Source organism: Streptomyces sp. NPDC002602 (assembly GCF_042889445.1).
Taxonomy (GTDB): domain Bacteria; phylum Actinomycetota; class Actinomycetes; order Streptomycetales; family Streptomycetaceae; genus Streptomyces.
Window position 1 is genome coordinate 1 of the sequence record NZ_JBIAQX010000037.1, and the last position, 19962, is coordinate 19962.

General features: G+C 68.0%; 17 protein-coding genes and 1 pseudogene. 13 read left to right on the forward strand and 5 right to left on the reverse strand.

Annotation, left to right across the window (positions count from 1 at the left end; translation table 11 throughout):
* Positions 1-157 precede the first annotated feature (157 nt).
* From ACFYW3_RS38845 to ACFYW3_RS38875, 7 genes and pseudogenes are all read left to right on the forward strand, one after another.
* Positions 158-385, forward strand: coding sequence for a hypothetical protein (locus ACFYW3_RS38845; protein ID WP_389389003.1), 228 nt, complete (start codon positions 158-160; stop codon positions 383-385).
* A complete protein-coding gene (locus tag ACFYW3_RS38850; RefSeq protein ID WP_389389004.1) occupies positions 355-570 on the forward strand; it encodes a hypothetical protein in 216 nt (71 codons plus the stop codon). The genes ACFYW3_RS38845 and ACFYW3_RS38850 overlap by 31 nt, the downstream gene beginning before the upstream one ends.
* A gap of 578 nt (positions 571-1148) precedes the next feature.
* Positions 1149-1535: pseudogene (locus ACFYW3_RS38855) on the forward strand (S8 family serine peptidase); the annotation flags it as partial.
* 163 nt (positions 1536-1698) lie between these two features.
* The gene (locus ACFYW3_RS38860) at positions 1699-1956 is read left to right on the forward strand and encodes a hypothetical protein (RefSeq protein ID WP_389389005.1); all 258 of its coding nucleotides are present in this window, start codon (positions 1699-1701) and stop codon (positions 1954-1956) included.
* 289 nt (positions 1957-2245) lie between these two features.
* A complete protein-coding gene (locus ACFYW3_RS38865; protein ID WP_389389006.1) occupies positions 2246-2521 on the forward strand; it encodes a hypothetical protein in 276 nt (91 codons plus the stop codon).
* A 748-nt stretch (positions 2522-3269) separates the two neighbouring features.
* On the forward strand, positions 3270-3731 hold the full coding sequence (locus tag ACFYW3_RS38870; RefSeq protein WP_389389007.1) for a lamin tail domain-containing protein: 462 nt from the start codon (positions 3270-3272) through the stop codon (positions 3729-3731).
* An 866-nt stretch (positions 3732-4597) separates the two neighbouring features.
* Positions 4598-4828 carry a hypothetical protein gene (locus ACFYW3_RS38875; RefSeq protein WP_351753026.1) on the forward strand — a complete coding sequence of 77 codons (231 nt, stop codon included), beginning with the start codon at positions 4598-4600 and terminating at the stop codon, positions 4826-4828.
* Between the two features lie 660 nt (positions 4829-5488).
* Here the strand turns inward: ACFYW3_RS38875 and ACFYW3_RS38880 are convergent.
* Positions 5489-6190: a hypothetical protein gene (locus ACFYW3_RS38880; protein ID WP_389389008.1), complete on the reverse strand. Its 702-nt coding sequence runs from the start codon at positions 6188-6190 to the stop codon at positions 5489-5491.
* 798 nt (positions 6191-6988) lie between these two features.
* Here ACFYW3_RS38880 and ACFYW3_RS38885 point away from each other — a divergent pair.
* Positions 6989-7141 carry a hypothetical protein gene (locus ACFYW3_RS38885; protein ID WP_389389009.1) on the forward strand — a complete coding sequence of 51 codons (153 nt, stop codon included), beginning with the start codon at positions 6989-6991 and terminating at the stop codon, positions 7139-7141.
* A gap of 5 nt (positions 7142-7146) precedes the next feature.
* Positions 7147-7584 (forward strand): DUF6233 domain-containing protein, encoded by a 438-nt coding sequence (locus tag ACFYW3_RS38890; RefSeq protein WP_389389010.1) that lies wholly within the window; start codon positions 7147-7149, stop codon positions 7582-7584.
* Between the two features lie 52 nt (positions 7585-7636).
* Here ACFYW3_RS38890 and ACFYW3_RS38895 read toward each other — a convergent pair whose 3' ends face one another.
* Both ACFYW3_RS38895 and ACFYW3_RS38900 read right to left on the reverse strand, forming a co-directional pair.
* Complete coding sequence (locus ACFYW3_RS38895) at positions 7637-9148, reverse strand: trypsin-like serine peptidase (RefSeq protein ID WP_389389011.1); 1512 nt, start codon at positions 9146-9148, stop codon at positions 7637-7639.
* 511 nt (positions 9149-9659) lie between these two features.
* Complete coding sequence (locus tag ACFYW3_RS38900; RefSeq protein WP_389389012.1) at positions 9660-11654, reverse strand: trypsin-like serine protease; 1995 nt, start codon at positions 11652-11654, stop codon at positions 9660-9662.
* A 443-nt stretch (positions 11655-12097) separates the two neighbouring features.
* Between ACFYW3_RS38900 and ACFYW3_RS38905 the strand changes: the two genes are divergently transcribed.
* Positions 12098-15868 (forward strand): hypothetical protein, encoded by a 3771-nt coding sequence (locus tag ACFYW3_RS38905; protein WP_389389013.1) that lies wholly within the window; start codon positions 12098-12100, stop codon positions 15866-15868.
* An 8-nt stretch (positions 15869-15876) separates the two neighbouring features.
* Positions 15877-16254, forward strand: a complete 378-nt coding sequence (locus ACFYW3_RS38910; protein WP_389389014.1) for a hypothetical protein — start codon at positions 15877-15879, stop codon at positions 16252-16254.
* A gap of 259 nt (positions 16255-16513) precedes the next feature.
* Here ACFYW3_RS38910 and ACFYW3_RS38915 read toward each other — a convergent pair whose 3' ends face one another.
* Together ACFYW3_RS38915 and ACFYW3_RS38920 are read right to left on the reverse strand one after the other, a co-directional pair.
* Entirely contained in the window at positions 16514-17434 is a 921-nt protein-coding gene (locus tag ACFYW3_RS38915) for an IS3 family transposase (RefSeq protein WP_389389015.1), read from the reverse strand.
* The gene (locus ACFYW3_RS38920) at positions 17431-17739 is read right to left on the reverse strand and encodes a transposase (RefSeq protein WP_389389016.1); all 309 of its coding nucleotides are present in this window, start codon (positions 17737-17739) and stop codon (positions 17431-17433) included. Before ACFYW3_RS38920 ends, ACFYW3_RS38915 begins: the two co-directional genes overlap by 4 nt.
* Positions 17740-18467: 728 nt before the next feature.
* Between ACFYW3_RS38920 and ACFYW3_RS38925 the strand changes: the two genes are divergently transcribed.
* Both ACFYW3_RS38925 and ACFYW3_RS38930 read left to right on the forward strand, forming a co-directional pair.
* Entirely contained in the window at positions 18468-18968 is a 501-nt protein-coding gene (locus tag ACFYW3_RS38925; RefSeq protein WP_389389017.1) for a Mu transposase C-terminal domain-containing protein, read from the forward strand.
* Positions 18965-19732, forward strand: coding sequence for an AAA family ATPase (locus ACFYW3_RS38930; RefSeq protein WP_389389018.1), 768 nt, complete (start codon positions 18965-18967; stop codon positions 19730-19732). The genes ACFYW3_RS38925 and ACFYW3_RS38930 overlap by 4 nt, the downstream gene beginning before the upstream one ends.
* Positions 19733-19962: the final 230 nt, after the last annotated feature.

The following is a 19962-nucleotide window of genomic DNA, read 5'->3' on the forward strand; positions in this document are numbered from 1 at the left end:
AACTCCCACAAGCCGTCCGGCACCATCCGCTGCACAAGCCCAGTCGTCACCACACCAGACTGCCGCAAGATCACACCAAACGAAATGGCGTCTTAGGAGGCCATTTCGCGGCCCAACCCACCCGCCGCCAGCCTCACGGGGTTGGCGGCTGTGGTTGGTGCAGAGAAGGACCAAGATCCGACGCCGCGACACCACCGAGGTGATTACCGGCACCTTCACCCGACCCCAACTCCTGATCCTCGGCCGCCACGACCAGACCGGCCGCCTCCACGGCATCGGCCGCACCGTGCCCCTGCGCCCGGACGCGGCCCGCCTGGTCGCCGAACACCTGACCCCCGCCGACCCGGGACATCCGTGGACCGGGGTGCGGTTCGCCTCGACCTGAGGTTCAAGCGACACCTGGACACGGCCCTGGTCCGCCCCGAACTGGTCGCGGAGATCAGCGCCGACACCGCCATCGACCGAGGCGGCGCCTACCGCAATCCGCTGCGCTTCAAGCGGCTGCGCCTGGACGTCACGACGGCTGGCGTGCCCGGGTTCGGGGAGGGCACGGCCGCTGCGGCGGGCTGAGTGCCGCCCGCGAGGTCCGATCTCATGACGTTGTGCAGCCGGTGCCGTGTGTGGCGGCGGCTGGGCCGGGGTTCGTGTCCGCCGGGCGTTTCGGCTCGTTTGCGGACAGCGGGGCGAGTGCCCGGCGGGGTGGCGGATGCGAGATGGGGACCTGATGGACCGATGGGCGTGGAGTGGTGTGGCGGCTGGGGCTCTTGCGTTGACGGTGTGCTCGATCGGGGGTGCCTGGGCGGGGTCGCAGGCGGATGCCCCGTGGGGTTTGGCACGTGTCTCGCAGCGTACGGCCGTGGGGCCTGGTCCCTGGGCGTACCGGTTCGCCGACAACGCGGGTGAGGGAGTATCCGTGGTCGTGCTGGACACGGGCATCGATACCGCGAACAAGGGGCGAGGAAGTCCAAGCTCATCGCCGTCAAAGTTGCCCGCTGTGACGGCACCGCCGCCGCAGCCGACCTCGTCAACGGCATCGAGTTCGCCATGCAGGCCCCACCTGGGCGGAAGGGCACCGTGATCCTCATCGGCTCGACGGTGCCGAGGGACAGCGCCCTCAACGAGGCGGTGGCAAAAGTTCTCGGGCGGGGCTCGTGGTTGTCGTCCCGGCCGGAGACGACGAGAGAGACGCCTGCACCGTCTCCCCGGCCGGCGCGCCCAGCGCCGTAACGGTCGGCGCCACCACCCAAGACGACAAGCTCTTGCCCACCTCCAACCAAGGCAAGTGCGTGGACGTGCTGGGCCCCGGGGAGAACATCGTCTCGGCATGGAACGGCGGTGCCGGCGCCACCCGCGCTCAATCCGGAACCGCGACGGCCGCCGCCCACGCCGCCGGTATCGCAGCGACTTTCCTCTCCCAAAGGACGCCTCCGAACCAGGCGGACGCGAAGATCATGAGCGTGGCCACGAAGAACGCGGTGAAGGGATTCCCCAGTGCGACGAAAAACGCACTGCTCTTCAACGGCATCTCGGCGTAGACGCCCGTCGCCTCCCCGGGCGCTCACAGTTGCCCCGCGAGGCCCAGGCAAACCCCTTGAGGGTCGAACGGAACGGCAAGCGGCACCCGCTGTCAGAGGTGGCCCGTAGCGTCGAAAGACGAGGGGCCCGGACCGGCCGGGCCCAAGCGGAAGGGAGCCAGCCATGGGCGACATCAACCTGAACAGGAACCACCTCGACCGACTCCTGACCGACAGCGCCGGCACCCACGCCGCTCCCTACCAGCAGGCATTCGCGGAACTCGCCGGCACGCACCGAGGCCGGCCCGCCGCCGAGATCCTGCCCCTGCTGTCTCGTGCGGCCGATCGGGCACTGCTCGGCTTCTCGCGTGCGGACCTGCACGAACAGGCACAGGCGATCAGTGGCGACCGGCCGTACCTCCTGCGCGCCACCGCCATCTGACCCTCCCCCGACGGCGGGAAGGGCTTCAGGGGAAGGCGCGGCCCTTCACCGGTCCGGGACAGTCGTCGGGGCGACCTGGGAGGTCGGCATACGGTTGCCTGGCCTCGGCGGGGGCGCCTGTTCGGTCCGGCCGTGGGCGGGCAGGGGACGCGTCGCCGAGCAGGCGTGCGGCGTGGATGCGGCGGCGTGCGGTGTGGGTTGCAGTACGGGAAGGACAGCCCGGCAGCGCGCCCCGACGCACACCGCGTATCGACCCCACGGGACCCCGCCGATGGGGGAGTCTGAGGTGATGAACCACGACGATCCTGTGGGGCGCCGGGTGTACGGCGCGGCCCACGACGACCCGCACCCCGGTCCACGCCCCGGCCGCACGTACCGGGAACTGCTCGGCGGTCCTTTGGACGGTCTGTTGCTCGACGTCACGGATCGGATGCCCGAAGAGCTCTTCACGGGCGCTCAGTTGATTGTGCCGCTGGGGAGGTATGAGCCGGGTGGCCGGGCGGACTACGGCCCCCGTGAGGATGATCCGTTCGGGCCGTGGATCTGGGGTGGTGACACCCCCTGATCCAGGGCCGGCGCTCGCCGAGGGCCGCGCCCGGTTCTCGCCCGGGTGCCGGACACCAACGGTGACGCTCCCCCTGACCGTCGAACATCCGGGTGATTGGTCATCAATCACTCTGGTGGTCAGGGACTTTAGGGACTGATTTTTCCGATTGGCGCGCCCAGCCGATGCCGAGGCCGGGTCAGGTGCTCGCGCTGCTCGACGTCCTCACTGTGGGCCCTTACCCCGGGCGTGATGTCGCCCGGCGCCCTCTCGGTCGCTCTGCGGGGCCTGCGGGCTTCGGCGGTCGCTCAACGGTCGAGCCGCGTACCCCTGCCTGTACCGGGCCGGCTCGCCGTCGAGTCGGCGGGGCGGGCCGTGGCGGGCGGAAGATTCGTTCTGAGGCACGGTTTCCGTGCGTCCGTGCGAAGAATCGTGCGGAACGGCTGTTACGGAACTTGCTGCTCCGGTTGGGTGGCGGGCGGATGGGTGCGCCCGGTGGTGCGCTCCGGGCGCATTGATCGACTGCGTGGTGCGCGGGGCGGGTGGGTGTAGTGGTCAGTGGATGTCGGGCCACGCTCATGCGGACTGTGTGTAGTGTGCAGGCGCGTGTGACGGGAATGTCCGGGGTGGGTAACCGGCCTCGTCGGGGGCTGTGGTGGGCCCCGTGTCGGGTCGAGAGTTTGGGTCCTCGGCCCACCACGGGCCGGGCACCCGTACCGCTACGTGATTGGTATCGGCGGGTGAGGCACTGTTCTTGAGGGGTCACCGTATGTCTGTTTCGTCGATTGCCCGTCGCGTCGCCGCGACCGTCCTCGCCGCCGGCGCGATCGTCTCTGCCGCCGCTCTGCCGGCCACCGCTGCGGATCGGGGTCATGACCGGCACCCGCGGGTTGAGATCTCCCGGGTCCAGGCCGACGCTCCTGGTCGTGACGATCGTTCCAACCGTTCCCTGAACGGGGAGTGGGTCGAGATCCGCAACACCACCCGCCAGCAGGTGAACCTGCGCGGTTGGACGCTGCGCGACTCCGACGGCAACCGGTACCGCTTCAACGACACCCGCATCGCAGGTCGCGCCACCATCCGGATCCACACCGGATCCGGCCGCGACACCCGCACCGACCTGTTCCAGGGCAAGCGCGATCACGTCTGGGACAACCGTGCCGACACAGCCACCCTGCGCGACGACCACAACCGCACCGTCGACACCGAGTCCTGGGGCCGCCGCCGCTAACCCGAACTCCGGCGCGCCGCTTGTGAACGGGCGGCAGCCGAACCCGCAGTGATCGTGTGCCGGGCAGTCCGCCAGCCGCCCGGCACACACCCATGCCCCACGCGGCCTGTTCGCGTCCTGGACGGTGACGGCTCCGCGCACCCGGCATCGGCGATCTGGCGGAAGACCCCGTATTCGGGGTGGCGGGGGTCTCGGTTTGGACGGCCTCGAACTCGCCGGCCCAGGTGGGCGGCCAGACCGTCGGCCGCCAAGGGCCGGTATGGGGGGGCACGGGAGTTGCGCGGGTGCTGTCGCATGGTGGGCCGTCTTGGTGGGAGCGGAGCCCCTCCCCTTCCGCACGCAGTTCGCGGGAAGGAAGTGCGCGGCCCTCGGCGGCCACGCGGTCGAGGAGGCCCGGACCAACACCCCGTGCCCGAAGCGGGTGCTGGGGGAGAGGACGCGGCGGCACGGATATCGCCAACGGCTGCAACGAACCCCGGCCCCTGCCGGCACGCCCCCGGCCGCGCACTCGGTTCAGGCCTGAGACGGGCCCTGAGAGGGTGCAGACGCGCCGCCCCTCACTGATTTCTTCCGCACCCACCACCTCCGCGATGCCCCCAAGATGGCCGAGGATGTCAGAGCCGCCTTCCTGAGAGAGCGTCGCATCGAACCTGTCCCGTTCCCGCTGCAACCAGCGGTCCGGGCCTTCGCCCAGGCGCTGCTGGACCAGCATGAGCGGTGAGCCGGCGGATGGCTTCTTCGTACAGGCCCAGGGTGCGGCTCAGGTCGGTGCTCTCCCGCCGTAGTCGGCTCAAGTTCTCCTCCGCGCGCCCGCTGGCCCGTTCGCCCGGGGTCGGCTGTGAGGGGGCCGGGATGCGGGGCAGGAAGTGCTCTTCGACCAGGTCGCGGTAGTGGCGGTGGAAGGTCGCGTGTGGAATGCCGAGGTGCCGCTCGACTGCGGTGACGGTCGGGCGGCGTCCTGCCGCGAGGGCCTGTTCGAGGACGGTGTCGATGGCGGCCTTCACGGTCTCGGTATCTGGCAGCGGGCGTTTCACGGGCTGGTCTCCGGGGTGTGGCGGGTGAGGAACGCTTCGGTGGCGGTGTGTGCTGTTCTGTGAGCCCGGTGGCGAAGGTAGGGGGCGAGGCGGTCGCCGTCGGCGAGGGATCCTTCGAGGCCCTGCAACGCCGCGCCGCCGTCCGCGGCCGCAACGCCCCGACCCTGGCCACCCGCTGGCCCGCCTACTTCGTCGCCTTCGACATCCTCCAACTGGACGGCGAAGAGATTGTCAACCGCCCATACGCCGAGAGGCACCACCATTCCTGCGCCGGTCCCGGAACGCCGTACGAGCCGGTGTTCGGCAGGCAGTCGGCCCCGACGTGTGGCCACACCTGCACCCGACGTGCGGCCACACCTACACCTACACCCGCGCCGGCGCGCGGGCGTCCGGCGGCGCCGCTACCCGGTTGCCGCCACCAGCACCTGGGACATTCAGTGGGAGGGTGCCGGCCAGAGCGGCTCCCTGTCCGTGACCCGCGCGAGCTCCGTCAGCCTGGCGGTCGGCGAGCTTCAGGTCGTGGGTGCGCCCTGAGGGCCCGGCAAACATTGGTGCGGTGGTGGCACTGTATGGGCGTCAGGCGGGACGGGACGGCTGTCCCCGTTCGCGTTGCGCAGCGGGGGTGGTCTGCCGCTGGGTGCCCCAGGTCGGCTGCCGTGGGCTGGGCGAGGGGGGTGTGGTGGCGATGGGAGTTCCCGGGCTCGGACGGGCGTGTGTTGGGGATCAGTGGAGCTTGTGGATTTGCGTGTCGATGATGGTTTTGGGTTGTTGGGCTTCGCCGTTGAGGTTCATGGCCCAGAACGTTGCGAGGGTGTTGCCTTTGCGTACGACGACGGAGTGGGTGGCCTTGTTCACGCCTTTGCCCATGTCCATGGTGATGACGAAGGAGACGGATTCGTCGCCAGTTGTCAGTTCGGTATCGGGTTTGACGCCGGCGACGGGGGTCGTCACGTCTTTGTGCAGGATGGTGAATCCTCCGGCGCAGGCCGGGATCGCTGCTTTGACGGTGGCGAGGGCGTCCTGGGCGCCTGTGCCCTCGTAGGAGGTGAGGGTGACGGAGGTGGACGTGAACTGAACGGTTCCCTGCGGGACGTCGGGGCTCGTGGCCGCCTTCGGTTCTTCCATGACGATGGCTCGAGCGAGGCCCGTGTTTGTGCCGATCGACTGCATGACCTGGGTGTGGGCGAGTGGCTTGCACTCGGGCTTGTCGGTGTCGATGATCTCGCCCAGTCCTGCGTTCATGGGTTCGATCGTGTGGGTGGGTAGGTCCGTTTTGGTGACCAACAGCGCGACCAGTTCGGCCGTGGTCTTCCCTCGGGTGTCAGGGGAAGCCGATGTCGAGGCCGCGGCGGACTGGTTCGAGTCAGGCTTCGTCGTGCCGTCCTTGCCGGGCGCACAGGCGCTGCCGAGCAATGCCAGGGACACTGCGGACGCGGTGAGGATGGTACGACGCGATGGAGCGGTAAGCACGGTGAGTCTCCCCCGAAGGTGACAGACGGAAGCGCGGCGGCTAGTCCTTGAACCCCACCAAACCCCCGTCAAGTTCGTGCCCCGGGGAGCTGCGGCGATCACCGAGGCAAGACCAGAGTCGGGCATTCAATCGCCCAAACTCCAGCCGCTCGGGAAAACGTGATCTTGGTGATACCGAAAGGGCGTCCGGGCAGGGAGCCAGGATGGCAACGAGCCGGGCCGCGGATCCCGGTGAACAGGCCTGAGACGTTGCCACAGTGTTTGTCCATGACCAAGCCCACTCCACCCCGAGTTCGGCGAGCGCGGCCAACTGCGCCTGGTTGAGCTTGCCGTGGCGGGCTTTCATGTTCCCGATCCAGATCCCCTTCCCCGCGGCAGTACCTTGTGCACCGGATCCCGCGCAGGGGCCGACGACGAAGGGCCGCCGCCCGTGCGGGGCGACGGCCCTCAGTCCTGCCGGTCTGCTTACGGGTGCGGGGGTGAACCCCACCTGGGTGTCGCCGCAGCCGGCGGCGATGTCGAGGAGGCGGTCGGGTTCCGACCAGGACCCGGCGGAGCGGCTGCCGCGTCCGCGGACGCGCTGTGCCGCTACGGCGCCGAGTGGGCCGCGACGAAGCTCCACTGGGGCCTGGCCGTCGACGAACCGCGATGCGCCGCTAGACCGGTTGGACGCGCGGCGAACGCTTCTCCCACCGTGGCGACGTCCCCGACAGCCCCGGCTGGAGTGACGAGCAGAAGGAGACGGTCGACCGGATGTGGGCCGAGATCCGGGAACTGTCGATCGCCGTCGCCGGCCACCCCCACTGGGCGTCCGTCCCACGCGACGTTCTGGTGGATGCCCGGATGCGGCTCAAGAAGCAGACCCGCCCCGCCGAACCCCGCATCGAAGTGGCCGAGGCGGCGTAGCAGCCATGCAGGACCCACTCCTGCTCCTGCCACCGGCCCTGGACCAGCTCCTGGTCATACGCCGCTGGCTGGAGCTCGCCCTCGCCCACGTCGACGCACGGATCACCACGGTTCGCGCCGCAGACGCACAACGCGCCCACCGGCTACCGCCGCAGGAACCACCCCGCTGGTGGATCGAATCCGGCATCGGCGCCGGACGACAACCCGACCGCGTCCCCACCGGCGCCTGCAAAGTCACCAGCCGCGGCCGCGCCGCCACCCGCCAAATGATCCTTGAGGTACTACGCACCGTGCCCTCCGCCATCGCGTGCCCGCTCTGTCGGCCCGACAGTGAGCCGGTTCTTCTCGACACCCGACCAGATGCGCACCCTGGGCTTGTCGCTCAGTCAGGACTGGACCGCCGAGGGTGGCCTGACGTTCTCGAGGGCTTCCGCGGCCCGTGAGGCCGGCACGCCGTTCCCTCCCGATCGTTGGTGGCCTCGCTGGTGAGCGAGGCTATTCGACGAGCTTCACTTCGGCGTGGGTTCCGGTGTTGTCGACGGCGGGGAAGAGGCTGAGGCCGCCGTTCGTCCAGCGCACGAGAACGTCGCGGGCAGGGCCGGGGGCGACGAAGTCTCCGACTGTGATGACCTTCGCTTGGAGCCAGGGCGATTTGGGTTCACGGATCTTGATCTCGCCGTGGAATCCGGCGCTGTCGACTCCGGGGTAGATGGTGGTCTCGCCGTCGGACCAGCGGACCATCAGGTCGTGGGTCTTCTTGCCTGTGAACTCGCCCGCGCTGATCTGCTCGGCGTGTGTCCAGGTCGTGTTGGCCTTGGCCAGCATCGCTTCTCGGGCCACGCCGTTGACGTGGATGTCGGGGTACAGGGAGATCTTCCCGTCGGCCCACACCACGAGGAGGTCGTCACGTAGCGGATTGGCGGTGTACTGGCCGGTTGTGATCGATTTTGCGCTCTGCCACAGGACCGTGTTGGCGGGCCGGTGGGTCTTCTCGTCGTGGAAGCCCTTGGCGTCGACGTGTGCGTACTCGGTGAGTTCGCCGTCGGACCAGCGAACCAGCAGACCGTCCGTGCCTGTCCCGGTGAAGCCGCCGGCGCTGAGGGCGCGGGCGTATTTCCACACGCTGCCGGCGGGAGCGAGCTTGTACTCGGCGGAGAAGGGGTGCTTCGGGTCGTTGCTGTCCGAACCCTGGAAGAGGGAAACCGAGCCATCGGCCCAGACGGTGACCAGGTCGCTGTGAGCGCTGCCGACGAAGTTGCCTCCGGCGGTCATGGTGGCGTTGCGCCACCTGTCGGCGCCGCCGAGGTTGAAGGGGAGCGTCTGAGGCTGGTACGGGCCGAGATCGGCGTGGAGGCTGCTCTGCGCGTCGTCGTACAGCTTGAAGAAGCGGTCGGTGAACAGCGGGCTGTAGGTGATGCGGTTGTAGAGGGGATCGGAGGCGGGGACCGCGGGGCCTCCGCCGTTGAAGCCGCCGACGACACCGATGATCTGGCCGGTGCCTCCGGCCTCGTCGAGGGAGGAGAACCAGGGGCCGCCGGAAACTCCGCCCCACATTCCGGCGCAGTCGATCTGCATCTGGTTGTAGCCCGGCAGGCTCCGGGAACGAGTGGGGCACCGAACGGGAAGGTCTTGGGGGTTGTGACCGACGGAGGGGTATCCGATCACGGTGGTGTTGTTGTCGAAGCCGGGGGTACGAACCGGGGTGTTGCCGCCGGTGGTGTCCTGAAGCGTTCGCGCTTCTCCTGTCTTGACCCGGCCGAAGGCGTAGTCGAGGTCTGACGCGGAGCTTTGCCCGTGTACGAACTGCTTGTCCGTGAACCATTCCTCGACGGGCCAGATCCCGTGGGGCTGTTCCGCCAGTGGTTTGGTGGCGTCGTATTGCGGGACGAACACAGCCTTGCTGTTGACGCAGTGGGCGGCTGTGAGCAGCAGGTCGCCGCCGGTGCTCCGGACCGTACTGGCGGTGCAGAAGTGGGCCCGCATGTTCTGGTCGACGGCGAAGAGCATTCCGACGGAGCGGATGCCGGGAAAGTGGACAGCGGTGTCCCCGGCGCCGCTGGGAGCAGCGGCCCGCGGAGCCTTCCCACCCGTCGCGGCTGAGCTCTGAGCGGGAGCGGGAGCGGTCGCGGAATCCAGGCGCTGTGGCGTCCAGAATCGCAGGGCTTCCGCTACCGACCAGGTGCTGTCTGGCCCCGGAATCGCGGTGGGCGACGGACCCGCGGGCGGAGTGGTCGTCGGGGTCGGGAGCATGCCCGCGGCGGGGGGACTGGGCGGCGGCGCCGGCGGAAGCGAGGCAGCCTCTGCCGTGCCGAGGCCACCGGCGGAGAGAAGGGCGCCGCAGGCTACCGCGGCGAGGAGACCGCGTATTCGTGACGTGGGCAACGGGAGAACTCCAGTGTGGTGTGGAAAGCGGCAAAGAGGGTGGCCCCGCCGCCGTGAGGGCGGCGGGGCCACGTGTGGCGGACACCAAGGTGGGTGCGGCCGGTGAGCGCGGAGGTGGTCGGTGCTCCGGTCGGCGTCAGCCGACGAGCTTCACCTCGGTGTGCAGGCCCGCAGCGTCGACGGCCGGGAAGAGGCTGAGCTTGCCGTCGGTCCAGCGAACCAGGACGTCTTGTGCGGACTTGTTCCCGACGAACGCACCGACGGTGAGGACCTTGGCATTGAGCCAGGGCGACTTGGGATCGCGGATCTTGATCTCGCCGTGGAAGCCGGCTGTGTCGACGCCCGGATAGATGGTGGTCTCACCATCCGACCAGCGGACCATCAGGTCATTGGTCGCCTTGCCGGTGAAAGCCCCGGCGCTGATCTGTTCCGCGTGAGGCCAGGTGGTGTTGGCCTTGCTCAGTACGGATTCCTTGGTGACACCGTTGGTGTCGATGTCTGCGTACAGGGACACCTTGCCGTCGTTCCATACGACGAGCAGGTCATCGCGCAGCGGGTTGGCGGTGTAGCGCCCCGCGGTGATCAGTTTGGCGCTCTGCCAGGCCACCGTGTTCGCCGGCCGGTGAGTCTTCTCATCGTGGAAGCCTGCGGCGTCCACGTGCGCGAACTCCGTGAGCTCACCGTCGGACCAGCGCACGACCAGGCCGTCCGTTCCCGTGGCGGCGAAGCTTCCGGCGGTGAGCGCGCGGGCGTACCGCCACACGCTGTTGGGCGCCGCGACCTTGTGTTCAGCGGCGAAGGGGTACTTGGGATCGTTGTGGTCGGCGCCCTGGAAGAGGGAGACCGACCCGTCCGTCCAGCGCACGACCAGGTCCATGTGCCGGGTGCCGTTGGCGGAACCGCCGGTGAAGTAGCCCGACGCCATCAGGTCGGCGTTGGCCCACTTCGACCTCGGCAGCAGGTCACGTGAGGTGATCTGCTGCATCCAACCGACCAGGTCGTCGGTGCGGCTCGTGTAAGCGCCGCTCTTGTCGGTGGCAAGGGTGCCCAGGCACCCGTTCTGCCAGGATCGGCTGGTGACGGCGGCTAGGGCGGGCTTGCCCTTCTCGGTGCGCAGGGCGGGAGCGCCCGCGTCGCCCTTGCACAGGGGGGCGTCCGTAGGAGCCTTCGCCGTGATGTCGAAGGCCGCGGCGGTCGCGGTGCCGGTCGTGTACGCCGCCGAGTGCAGCTTCGAGGGAGCCCATTCAGTGCTGGTGCGGCCGTATCCGGCGAGGGTGAGTTCCTGACCCGCCACGGGAGCGGCGGTGGACAGGGCGACGGGGGTGATCCCGGTCGCGGGTGCGGCCAGGCGGGCCAGAACCAGGTCCCGGTCGGCGTGCGGCACGAGTTCGGTGATGTCGCTGGTGTGGCCGCCGGTGGATGCCAGGTTCGCGCGCCCGAGGGTCAGCACGGTCTTGTTCTTGGGAGCGCCGGCCGGGATGTTGATGTTCTCGGCGGGCTTGTCCGCGAAGCAGCTCTTGGCGGTGACCACCCAGAGCGGGTCGATCAGCGCGGCGGTGCAGGAGCGGGTGTCACCGATGGCCAGCTTGCCGGTGAAGGCCAGCGGGTTGCCGTCGGCCGGCGGTTGGGGGGCGGGGGTGCCGGATCCGGTGACACGCATCTCCACCAGGACGGCCTGCTTGGGCGCGGCGGGGTCGGCGTCACCGAAAGCCTTGGTCGTGTTCTTGGGGACGGCGAGGTTCTCGGTGCTGCCCTCGATGGAGATGCTGGCCTTGATGTCCCTGTCGTACGTCTCGATGCGGTAGGCGCGCGGAATGTTGACCTTCAGGTAGCCGGTGTTGGCGGCCTTGAAGCAGATCCGGGACTCGTTGGTGAGCAGATTCCTCGCCCAGACCACGACCTGGTAGTTGCCCGCCGAGCAGGGGGCGTAGGTGATGTTGCCGTCGCCCGCGATCAGCTCGGCGCCCGTGGCGGCCTTGATGTCGGGTCCGAAGGGATAGGCGCCGTCCTCGACGGCGAAGGGAGCCTCGGAGTTGGAGGGAGTGGCCGGCTCGGCGAAGGCGAGCGGGGCCGGCATTCCGGCGACTGTCACGACGGCGATGGCTGCGGGCAGCCAGCTGCGTATACGCACAGGTTTCGTCTTCACTTTCAGTCAGGTCCCGCCCGCCCTCGGATGAGAGGGGGAGGTCCTTCAACATGTGGACCGGCCATGTGGATTCACGGACGGTTGAAGATCGCCTGGGGAGCCGCCGGTGAAGAGTATCCGCTCGATCGGGCGCCCGCACTCGCATTTCTCCTGGACATGCACGGGGAAAGGCGATGTCAAAGGAATGGTAAACAGCATCGCTGGCGTGCAACCTTCTTGTGGATGGGGAGTCCTCGCGAGGACTTACGGGCCGCCTGACGGATAAACAATGTTCGGCCGGCCGAATCCGATCTTGTCTGCGCTGTGCGTGCTTGCATACGGTTACGTGCGCTCAGTGCTCATCTGCGCCTCCGGCCTGGGGAAGCCGCGAAACATGGGGCGGCAGGTTGACACGAGCAAAGCAGTGATGAGACCAACTGATGCCACCGATGGGTGGCGTCATTCCGCGCGCCGCCATTCGGCAGCTGCGCCAATTGTCTTTTCGGGGGGTTGTTTTCGTGCGTCACCACACAGGCCGTCAGGCCCGGTTGTGGCGGCGGGGGTATGCGCTGGCCGGTAGAGCCAGTCGTACATTACTTCCGTTCGCCCTGATCGCCGGGCTGGTCACCGCGGTCCCCGCTGCCGCGGAGGAACCAGGAACACCACCGCTGTCCGACCGCCAGCGGGTCCTTGAAAGTTGGAAGGCCGGCGGGCCGGCGGCGAAGTCGGCGGCCGGAACCGCCCTCGTCGGCACCGACGAGCAGATCCGCGACTACCTGAACTCCGGCCAAAAGATCGCGGAGGAACTCGACCTGCGCGAGGCCGCGCTCAAACTGGTCACCGAGGCCGGGCCGGGCCTGAGCGAGGCCGCACGCGACGCGCTCAACGGCACCCCGCAGCAACTGGCCACGTTCATGAAGGACGGCTGGAAGGCACCGCTCGCGGACGACCAACGCGTCGAAGCCGCCCGCATCACCGAAGCCGGCGGCCCCGGCACCCGGGAAGCCGGCGACAAAGCCATGCGCGGCACCCTAGACGACATCAAGACCTTCCTCACCGAGGGCCAGTACCGGCAGCGCGACGACGACGCCCGTGTACGTGTCGCTCAGATCGAGGCCACCGGCGGACCCGCCACGAAACGAGCCGCGAGCGAGGCCCTGAAGGGCACCATCGACGATGTCCGCGACTTCCTGATCTACGGGCAGCACATCACCCGCGCCCAGGACCAGGAACACGCCACCATCACCGACCTGGCGAAGCAGACCAAGGACGCCCAAGCCGCCGCCGAGAAGGCCAAGAAGAGCGCGCAGGAGCAGGCCGAGAAGGCCAAGACGTCCGCGGCTCTCGCGAAGGCGGAGACCACGAAGGCGGCCGCAGAGACCAAGGCCGCCAAGAACGACGCCCTGCGGGCCGCGGACGCTGCGCGCCGCGCAGCCGAGTCCGCACGTAGCGCCGCCTCCGCCGCCCGCAGCGCCGTCGCAGCCGCTCGCGCAGCGAACGCCGCGGCCCAGGCAGCCGCGATCGCCGCCCACAACGCCTCCACCGCGGCCCTCTACGCCTCCCAGGCAGCCAGCCGCGCCTGGGACGCAGCCTCTTCGGGCCAGGTCCACGAGAACATCGCCGCCGAAGCCTCGCGAGCCGCGGACGAAGCAAGCAGCATCGCGGACTCAGCCGACGCCGTGCGGCAGACCCTGAAGCACTCCACCGCCGCCCTTGAGGCATCGCTCTCGGCAATCAACGACATGAACGCCTCCGCCGACCTGGCCATGGAGTCCGACACCTGGGCCAAGCAGTCGAACGCCTACTACGGACAGGCCGCATCCGCATCCGCATCCGCCCGTCGCCATGCAGCCGAGGCCAGACGCGCCTCGGAAGCCGCACGGACACATGCCAACGCGGCCGCTGCCGCCGCCACCGAATCGGCCGCAGCCGCCCGATCCGCCGCCGGACACGCACGCAACGCCGCAGCCGCAGCCCGAAAGGCCGCCGAGAACGCGGGCAACGCGCAGGCGGCCGCCGACAAGGCCAAAGCCAACGCTGCCGAAGCCATGGCATCCGCCCAACGCGCCGGCACCGCGGTCACACAAGCCCAGGCCGTACAGGACAAGACTCGCCAACGTGAGGCCGAGGAAGTCGCGGCCCGCACCAACAGCCAGGTCAACGAGGCCCGCGATGCCAAGGACCTCTTCGACCAGGCGAAGGCCCAGGCCACCCGACTCCTGAAGGAGCGGGCCAAGCTCGACAGCGACTTCGCCCAGCTCGCCATCCAGGCCGAACAACCCGGCTCGAACCCGCAGCAGGTCGCCGTCACCGGACGCAAGATGGCCCTGACCGCCCTTCACGTCCGCGGCCCCTGGGTCCGGGCCGCAGCCCAAGCCGCACTCACCGGCGACGATCAAGGCGTCATCACCTTTGCCACCGACGGTTGGAAGAAGGCCGCCGAGCAGGACGACCGCCAGCAGGTCAACCGAATCGCCCAGAACGGCGAATACAAGGATCTACGCGACGCCGCGACCGCTGCGGTCGCGGGAACCACCGCCCAGGTTCAGGCCTTTCTGACAACAGGCCAATACCAGGCCGCAGCACCCGACCGCCGGATCGAAGTTGCCCGCATCGCCGAGGCACGCGGAACCGGTGTCAAGGAAGCGGCGACCGCCGCGCTCCACAACTCCAACCCCAAAGCCCTCGAGGAGTTCCTGCGAACTGGGCAGTACCAGGCGCTCCTTGAGGACGACCGGGTCGAGGCCGCCCGCCTGGCCGAAGGAGGAGCCCTCGAAGTCAAAGCCGCCGCCGAGACCGCCCTTGCCAGCCCCGACACGGCTCTGCGGACATTCGTAAAATCCGGCCAGTACCGCGCCAAGCGACGCGACCAGCTGAACCAGGCCCACATCGCCCAAGTCAAGGCGATCATCGCCGAAGCCAGCAAGGTCTCCGCACTCGCCTATCGAGACGCCTACAACGCCGCAAAGGCCGCAGCCAACGCACAAGGACACGCCAACGACGCCGCCGGACACGCCAACAAGGCAGCCGACTACGCCAGACAAGCCAATGAGCACGCCACACAGGCCAAGCAGTCCGCAGACAGCGCCCGCGAATCCTCCAACGACGCCGCCACATCCGCCGCGACCGCACGGAACGCCGAAAAGCGGGCGGTCAACAGTGCCACCCGCGCCGAGTATTCCGCAGTTGCCGCCTCCGCCAGCTCTCAGGTTGCGGCGGGCTACGCCGAAAGCGCCTTCAAGGCCGCCGAACAGGCCCGCATCTCCGCCGCCAAGGCTGGTATGAGCGCCGAGGAAGCCCGGGTCGCACACAAGCAGACCCTTGAGCGCTACATGATTGACGAGTACAACAAGGAAATTCAAAAGCGCCAGGCCGACGAGGCTGCGTCGCTCAGGAGCAGCCTGAAGAAGTTCGGCGGCCTACTCCGCACCCTCATCAAGCTGCCTGGCGAGATTCCTATCGGATTCCAACTTGACGTGATCCATGGAATCCTGGACGTTGCCGGCATGGTCCCGGGCTACGGCGAGATCGCCGACGGCGCAAACTGTGCGATGTATGCCGTGGAAGGCATCGTCGAATACTTCCACCCCTGGGGCCGCGACGGCGTATGGATGGACGCGGGTCTGGCCTGCGCATCAATGATTCCTTTCGCGGGATGGGCTACCACGCCCGCCAAATGGTCTCGCTATGCCGAGAAGTACGGCCCTGGCACCAAGAAGGTGTTTGACGACCTAGCAGACCTCCTCAAAAAGTCTCCCTGCACACCGAAGAAAAAACACAGCTTCCCTGCCGGTACTAGAGTACTGATGGGCAACGGGTCGTCGCGCCCTATTGATAATTGTGGCGGCGATGGTGAATATTACTATCGAGGAGTCGGGGATGGGCATACGAAGCATGCCGATGCACTTGAAGGTCGAGCTGTGCCGATCGGCGGTCCGTCCACTCCGGCGAGCCATGTAGGCGGCAACAATACGGACAGTCCGTACACTTCCTGGAGCCACAGCGAGGGGAGAGCCCAGGAAGAGGTTGACGAATGGGGGCCGGGCTCAGTAGTGATGCGAATCCGTCGCTCCGACGTGGATCCGAGTAGAGATATTCAGGTTCACGATACGGACATCGACGCCGGGTTCTTCGAGGAGGAGCATCTACTCGAAGGGGTCATTGAAGCGGCGGAGATCAGGATAGGGAATGGGCCATGGTTCAATCCGCGATCAAAATAGGAGCGCACGTGGAGCGAGATGAGCTAAGGCAAGCGTTCGCTGTCGAATCCACTGTCAACTCGCAGGCTAAGAGTGCCCTTGCCGCTGGGGCGGCGTTCGAAATCTGGCCAGGGAGAATGCCTGCCGCGAGACTTCATCACACCTACGCCCGGCGGTTGCGGAGATTGCAGAAACTCGAGCGCCCATCATTGGGTTTCGAGGAGGCGGTGGCTAGCCTCGCGGAAATCGGTAATCAGGAACTTCTGGTCGGGTATATCGATGACCGAAAGCGGGGAGGATATCGCTTTATAGTGTTCCTCAGTGCTGATCTTACGCGGGTGATCGCATGCATCGGCTTGATAGTTCCCTCGCGAGAGGTGCTTGATCCTGATGGAACGAAGGAGTAGGGACGTACATCAGTGTCCGGCATTCCTGAAGGGGCGGGCAGGAGAAGTCGACGGTTTGCTCTGGGCTTCCGCTCTGCATGGAGTGCCCCAGCGGCCCCACCGAACTGTTTTCGGTGGGGCCGCTGGGGTGTTTGACGGCAACGCTGACGGCAACGTCAGCGGACGGCTGGCATGTCGGGTGGAGCATCAGGGTGGTCGTCGGGCCGACCGAGGGCGTCGTTGAGGGTGTGAGGTTCCCCCATTGCGCGGGAGTGGCTGACTAGCTGGTCAGGGCGGGGTGACGTGGTTTCAGGTTCACTTGTTCGGTCGTTGCCTGGTTGGCGTAGTGCTTCTCCTCGTACTCGATCGGGCTGAGGTAGCCGAGTCGCTTCTGGATGCGGCGGGGGTTGTAGAAGCCGTCGATGTACTCGAAGAGCGCGAGGTTCGCCTCGGCACGTGTGGCGAAGACGCGGCCGCGGACGCACTCGGTCTTGATGAGCATCCAGAGGTTCTCGGCGAGGGCGTTGTCGAACGAGTCGCCGACCGAGCCCATGGATGCCTGGATGCCAACCCTGACCAGGCGTGTTGTGAGCTTCACGGAGGTGTATTGGCACCCGTGGTCCGCGTGGTGAACGAGTTCGCCGGGGGTGGGCTCGCGGGAGGCGAGGGCGTACTCCAGCGTGGTCAGGACGAGGTCGGCGTCGGCGTGGGCGGAGGTTTCCCAGGCCACGACCCGGCGGGAGAACGCGTCGCGGATCGCGGAGAGCCACAGCGGGCCCTCCTGGGTAGCGATCATGGTCAGGTCGGTGACCCACAGCCGGTTCGGCCCGGTCGCGGTGAAGTCGCGCTCGACCAGGTCAGGGGCCAGTTCCGCGTTCGGGTCGCGGCGGGTGAAGCCCTTGCCCCGGCGGGGGCTGATCCCGGCGAGGCCAGCTTGGCGCATGAGCCGTTCAACGCGCTTGCGGCCGACTCGGGTGCCTTGCCGTTGGAGGACGGCGTGCACGCGTGGTGAGCCGTAGATCCCGCCGGACTCGTCGTGGACCTTGCGGATCATGCCGGTCAGCTCGGTGTCGCGGCGGTGTCGCTCACACGGCTCGGTCTCGGTCCGGCGCCACCGGTAGTAGGTGGTGGAGGGGATGTGGAGTTCCCGGAGTACGGGCTCGACCCCCAGGTGCGGGTGCTCGTCGAGGAGCGCGGTCACCTGGGCCGGGTCGGGTCGAGCTGGGCCGCGAAAGAAGCTGATGCCGTCCGCAGGACCTCGTTCGCCCGGCGTAGTTCCCGCACCTCGCGCCGCAGCTGAGCGAGCTCTTGCTTCTCCTCGGTGGTGAGCAGGTCGCCCCGCTCGCCGGCGTCGGCCTCGGCCTGCCGGATCCAGTTCCGCAGGGCCTCGTGATGCACGCCGAGTTCCTCGGCCATCCGGCGGATCACCGGCTTCGGCTCGGCAGTGCGATACATCCGCACCGCACGCTCACGCAACTCCAACGGATATTTCCTCGGTGCAGACATCGTCTGGGTTCCTCTCATGAGACCCATCTGACCCGCTGTCACCTATACCCGCATCAACGGGGGAACCTCAATGCGGCTCGATGCGAGCGCCCAGGTGCACGCAGGCTAGGTGGATGCGGCTCACCTGGGTACGAAGTCGTCTCCTTCGGACCGTCGTTGACAGCGGTGGAGTCGACATCTCGCCGGACGTCACGGCCCTGGTCGGCCAAGAACGAGACCGGGAAGACAGACTGAGTCTGCGCGGGGCCCGTGACCATCGCTTTCGATCTACGTTTCAGTAGTGCGGGTGATCATCGCCCTTTGACGTGGGGGAAGGACCGGTTTGGCCAGGAAGTCTGCGGCTGCGACCGCCTTGGTCCTTCGTCGTCGCCTGCTGTGTGATGCCCGGTCCCCTTGCCTCATCCTGCGACTGTGCGGTTTGCCCCGCAATGCTCGCCCGGGATTATGGTTGCCGCGTGGGGCCGGTGGACATATCTCGCCGTCGACACGATGGTCGGCCTGCCGGGTTCCACTGCCGGCAGGCGCCTGCGCTCGGCACCCCCGCCGAAGCCCACCGGCTGTCGTGCCGTTTGAAGGCCATCCTCTGACCGGTGTGACATCTATTGTCTCCGCGATGTCGCGGCGCCCTTTTGCCGGTCGTGGCGACCGCGACTTGTGGCCCGAGCCGGTCAAGTGTTGCGTCAAATCGGTTCAGTGGCGCTGCCTCTCGCATGCGAGCGGCGTGCATCATGCTGGAGGACGACGGCCGGGTCCGGAAACTGAGCAGTCACGGCGTGCGCTGGCGCGGCCGTGACTACCTCGGCGCGTGGATGGCCGGCCAGGCAGGGCTCAGCGTCCGGATCCGGCACATGCCCCACCACGACCACGAGGTCGAGGTCTGCGACCGTGCTGGCCGCCACCTGGGCACCGCCCACCTTGCGGACGCCGGCACCCGGCAACAGCTCGACGAACTGCGCCGCACTCGCACCGTGCGGGCCCGCCGCCTGCGCGAAGAGGTCAAGAAGGCAGAAGCCTTGCGCCGGCAGCGCTTCGCCCCGGCCACCGCTCCCACGCCCGCGCAGCGCCTGGGTGCCATCACAGTGGCCGAAGCCGATCAGGAACTCGCCGCGGCATCCGACAGTGACATGGCGGCCTTGGCCCTGCCGGACCTCATCCCGCCCGCCCCACCGCCAGACGACTGGATCACCCCGGCCTCCCTGCGCTCTGCCACACGGGAAGAGAAGCGATGACGAGCCAGCTGCCGCCGCGTGAGACCGATCACTACACCCAGCTCGCGGACGCTGCGGTCGTCACGACCCGAGCGCTCATGGCAGCCCGGGAGAACATCACCGACACGATCGACGCCAGGGCGATGATGTGCCTTCATGGCCCGGCCGGCGTGGGTAAGACCCTCGCCGTGAACGTCTGTCTGCGCGAGCTCGAGCGGACTCGGGGCGAGGAGGTCTGCCGGATCGCTTTCCGGGCCCGCCCCACCGCTCGCGCGGTGCGTCACGAGCTGTTCGCCGCCCTCGGTCTGCCGGGCGAACCTCCTCGTTATCCGTCCGAGTTCGATCGGCTGCTCCTGGACTCGCTGACGGCCCAGCCTCGCACGCTGGTTGTGGACGAAGCGCAGTGGCTTAATCGAGAGACGTTCGAATATGTCCGGTTCGTTTGGGATCACCCTTACTCCCAGTTGGCGATCATCTTCGCAGGTGGCGAAGGAGCGCACACGGTATTGCGGAAGGAGCCGATGCTCTCATCCCGCATCTTCATCTGGCAGCACGTCACCAAGCTCACCCACAAAGAAGTTCAGCAAGCCATCCCGCTCTACCACCCCATCTGGGCACGGACCGATCCCGCGGACATCGCCTTCGCCGACCGCCACGCAGCGCACGGCAACTTCCGTAGCTGGGCCCGACTCACCGCCCACACCCTGACCGCGCTCGAACGGACAGGCCGCGACCGCCCTGACCAAGAGGTGCTGCGCTGGGCCTTCAGCAGGCTGGGCAGCTGACATTGACGGTTCGACTGTGCAGGTTGGTCACCAGTGCCGATCGCGTACGAGTCCGCTATCCGGCCGAGGAACGAGAACACCGTTCTCCTGGGCGAGCGGCGCCACCCGCAGCACAGGCAGGGCCCCGATCACCGGGCCCAGTGGATGCCGAGTTCGGCGAGGGCTGCGAGTTGTGCCGGGTCGAGTTTGTCGCGGCGTTGTTTCTGGTTGGAGATCCAGATTCCGGTGCG

Coding starts and splice junctions, on each gene's coding strand:
- ACFYW3_RS38885 (WP_389389009.1), top strand. CDS start 6,989: ATGTGGGCCGAGATCCGGGAACTGTCGATCGCCGTCGCCGGCCACCCC.
- ACFYW3_RS38895 (WP_389389011.1), bottom strand. CDS start 9,148: ATGCTCTTCGCCGTCGACCAGAACATGCGGGCCCACTTCTGCACCGCC.
- ACFYW3_RS38920 (WP_389389016.1), bottom strand. CDS start 17,739: ATGTCTGCACCGAGGAAATATCCGTTGGAGTTGCGTGAGCGTGCGGTG.
- ACFYW3_RS38890 (WP_389389010.1), top strand. CDS start 7,147: ATGCAGGACCCACTCCTGCTCCTGCCACCGGCCCTGGACCAGCTCCTG.
- ACFYW3_RS38925 (WP_389389017.1), top strand. CDS start 18,468: ATGCTGGAGGACGACGGCCGGGTCCGGAAACTGAGCAGTCACGGCGTG.
- ACFYW3_RS38865 (WP_389389006.1), top strand. CDS start 2,246: ATGAACCACGACGATCCTGTGGGGCGCCGGGTGTACGGCGCGGCCCAC.
- ACFYW3_RS38870 (WP_389389007.1), top strand. CDS start 3,270: ATGTCTGTTTCGTCGATTGCCCGTCGCGTCGCCGCGACCGTCCTCGCC.
- ACFYW3_RS38860 (WP_389389005.1), top strand. CDS start 1,699: ATGGGCGACATCAACCTGAACAGGAACCACCTCGACCGACTCCTGACC.
- ACFYW3_RS38905 (WP_389389013.1), top strand. CDS start 12,098: ATGGGTGGCGTCATTCCGCGCGCCGCCATTCGGCAGCTGCGCCAATTG.
- ACFYW3_RS38930 (WP_389389018.1), top strand. CDS start 18,965: ATGACGAGCCAGCTGCCGCCGCGTGAGACCGATCACTACACCCAGCTC.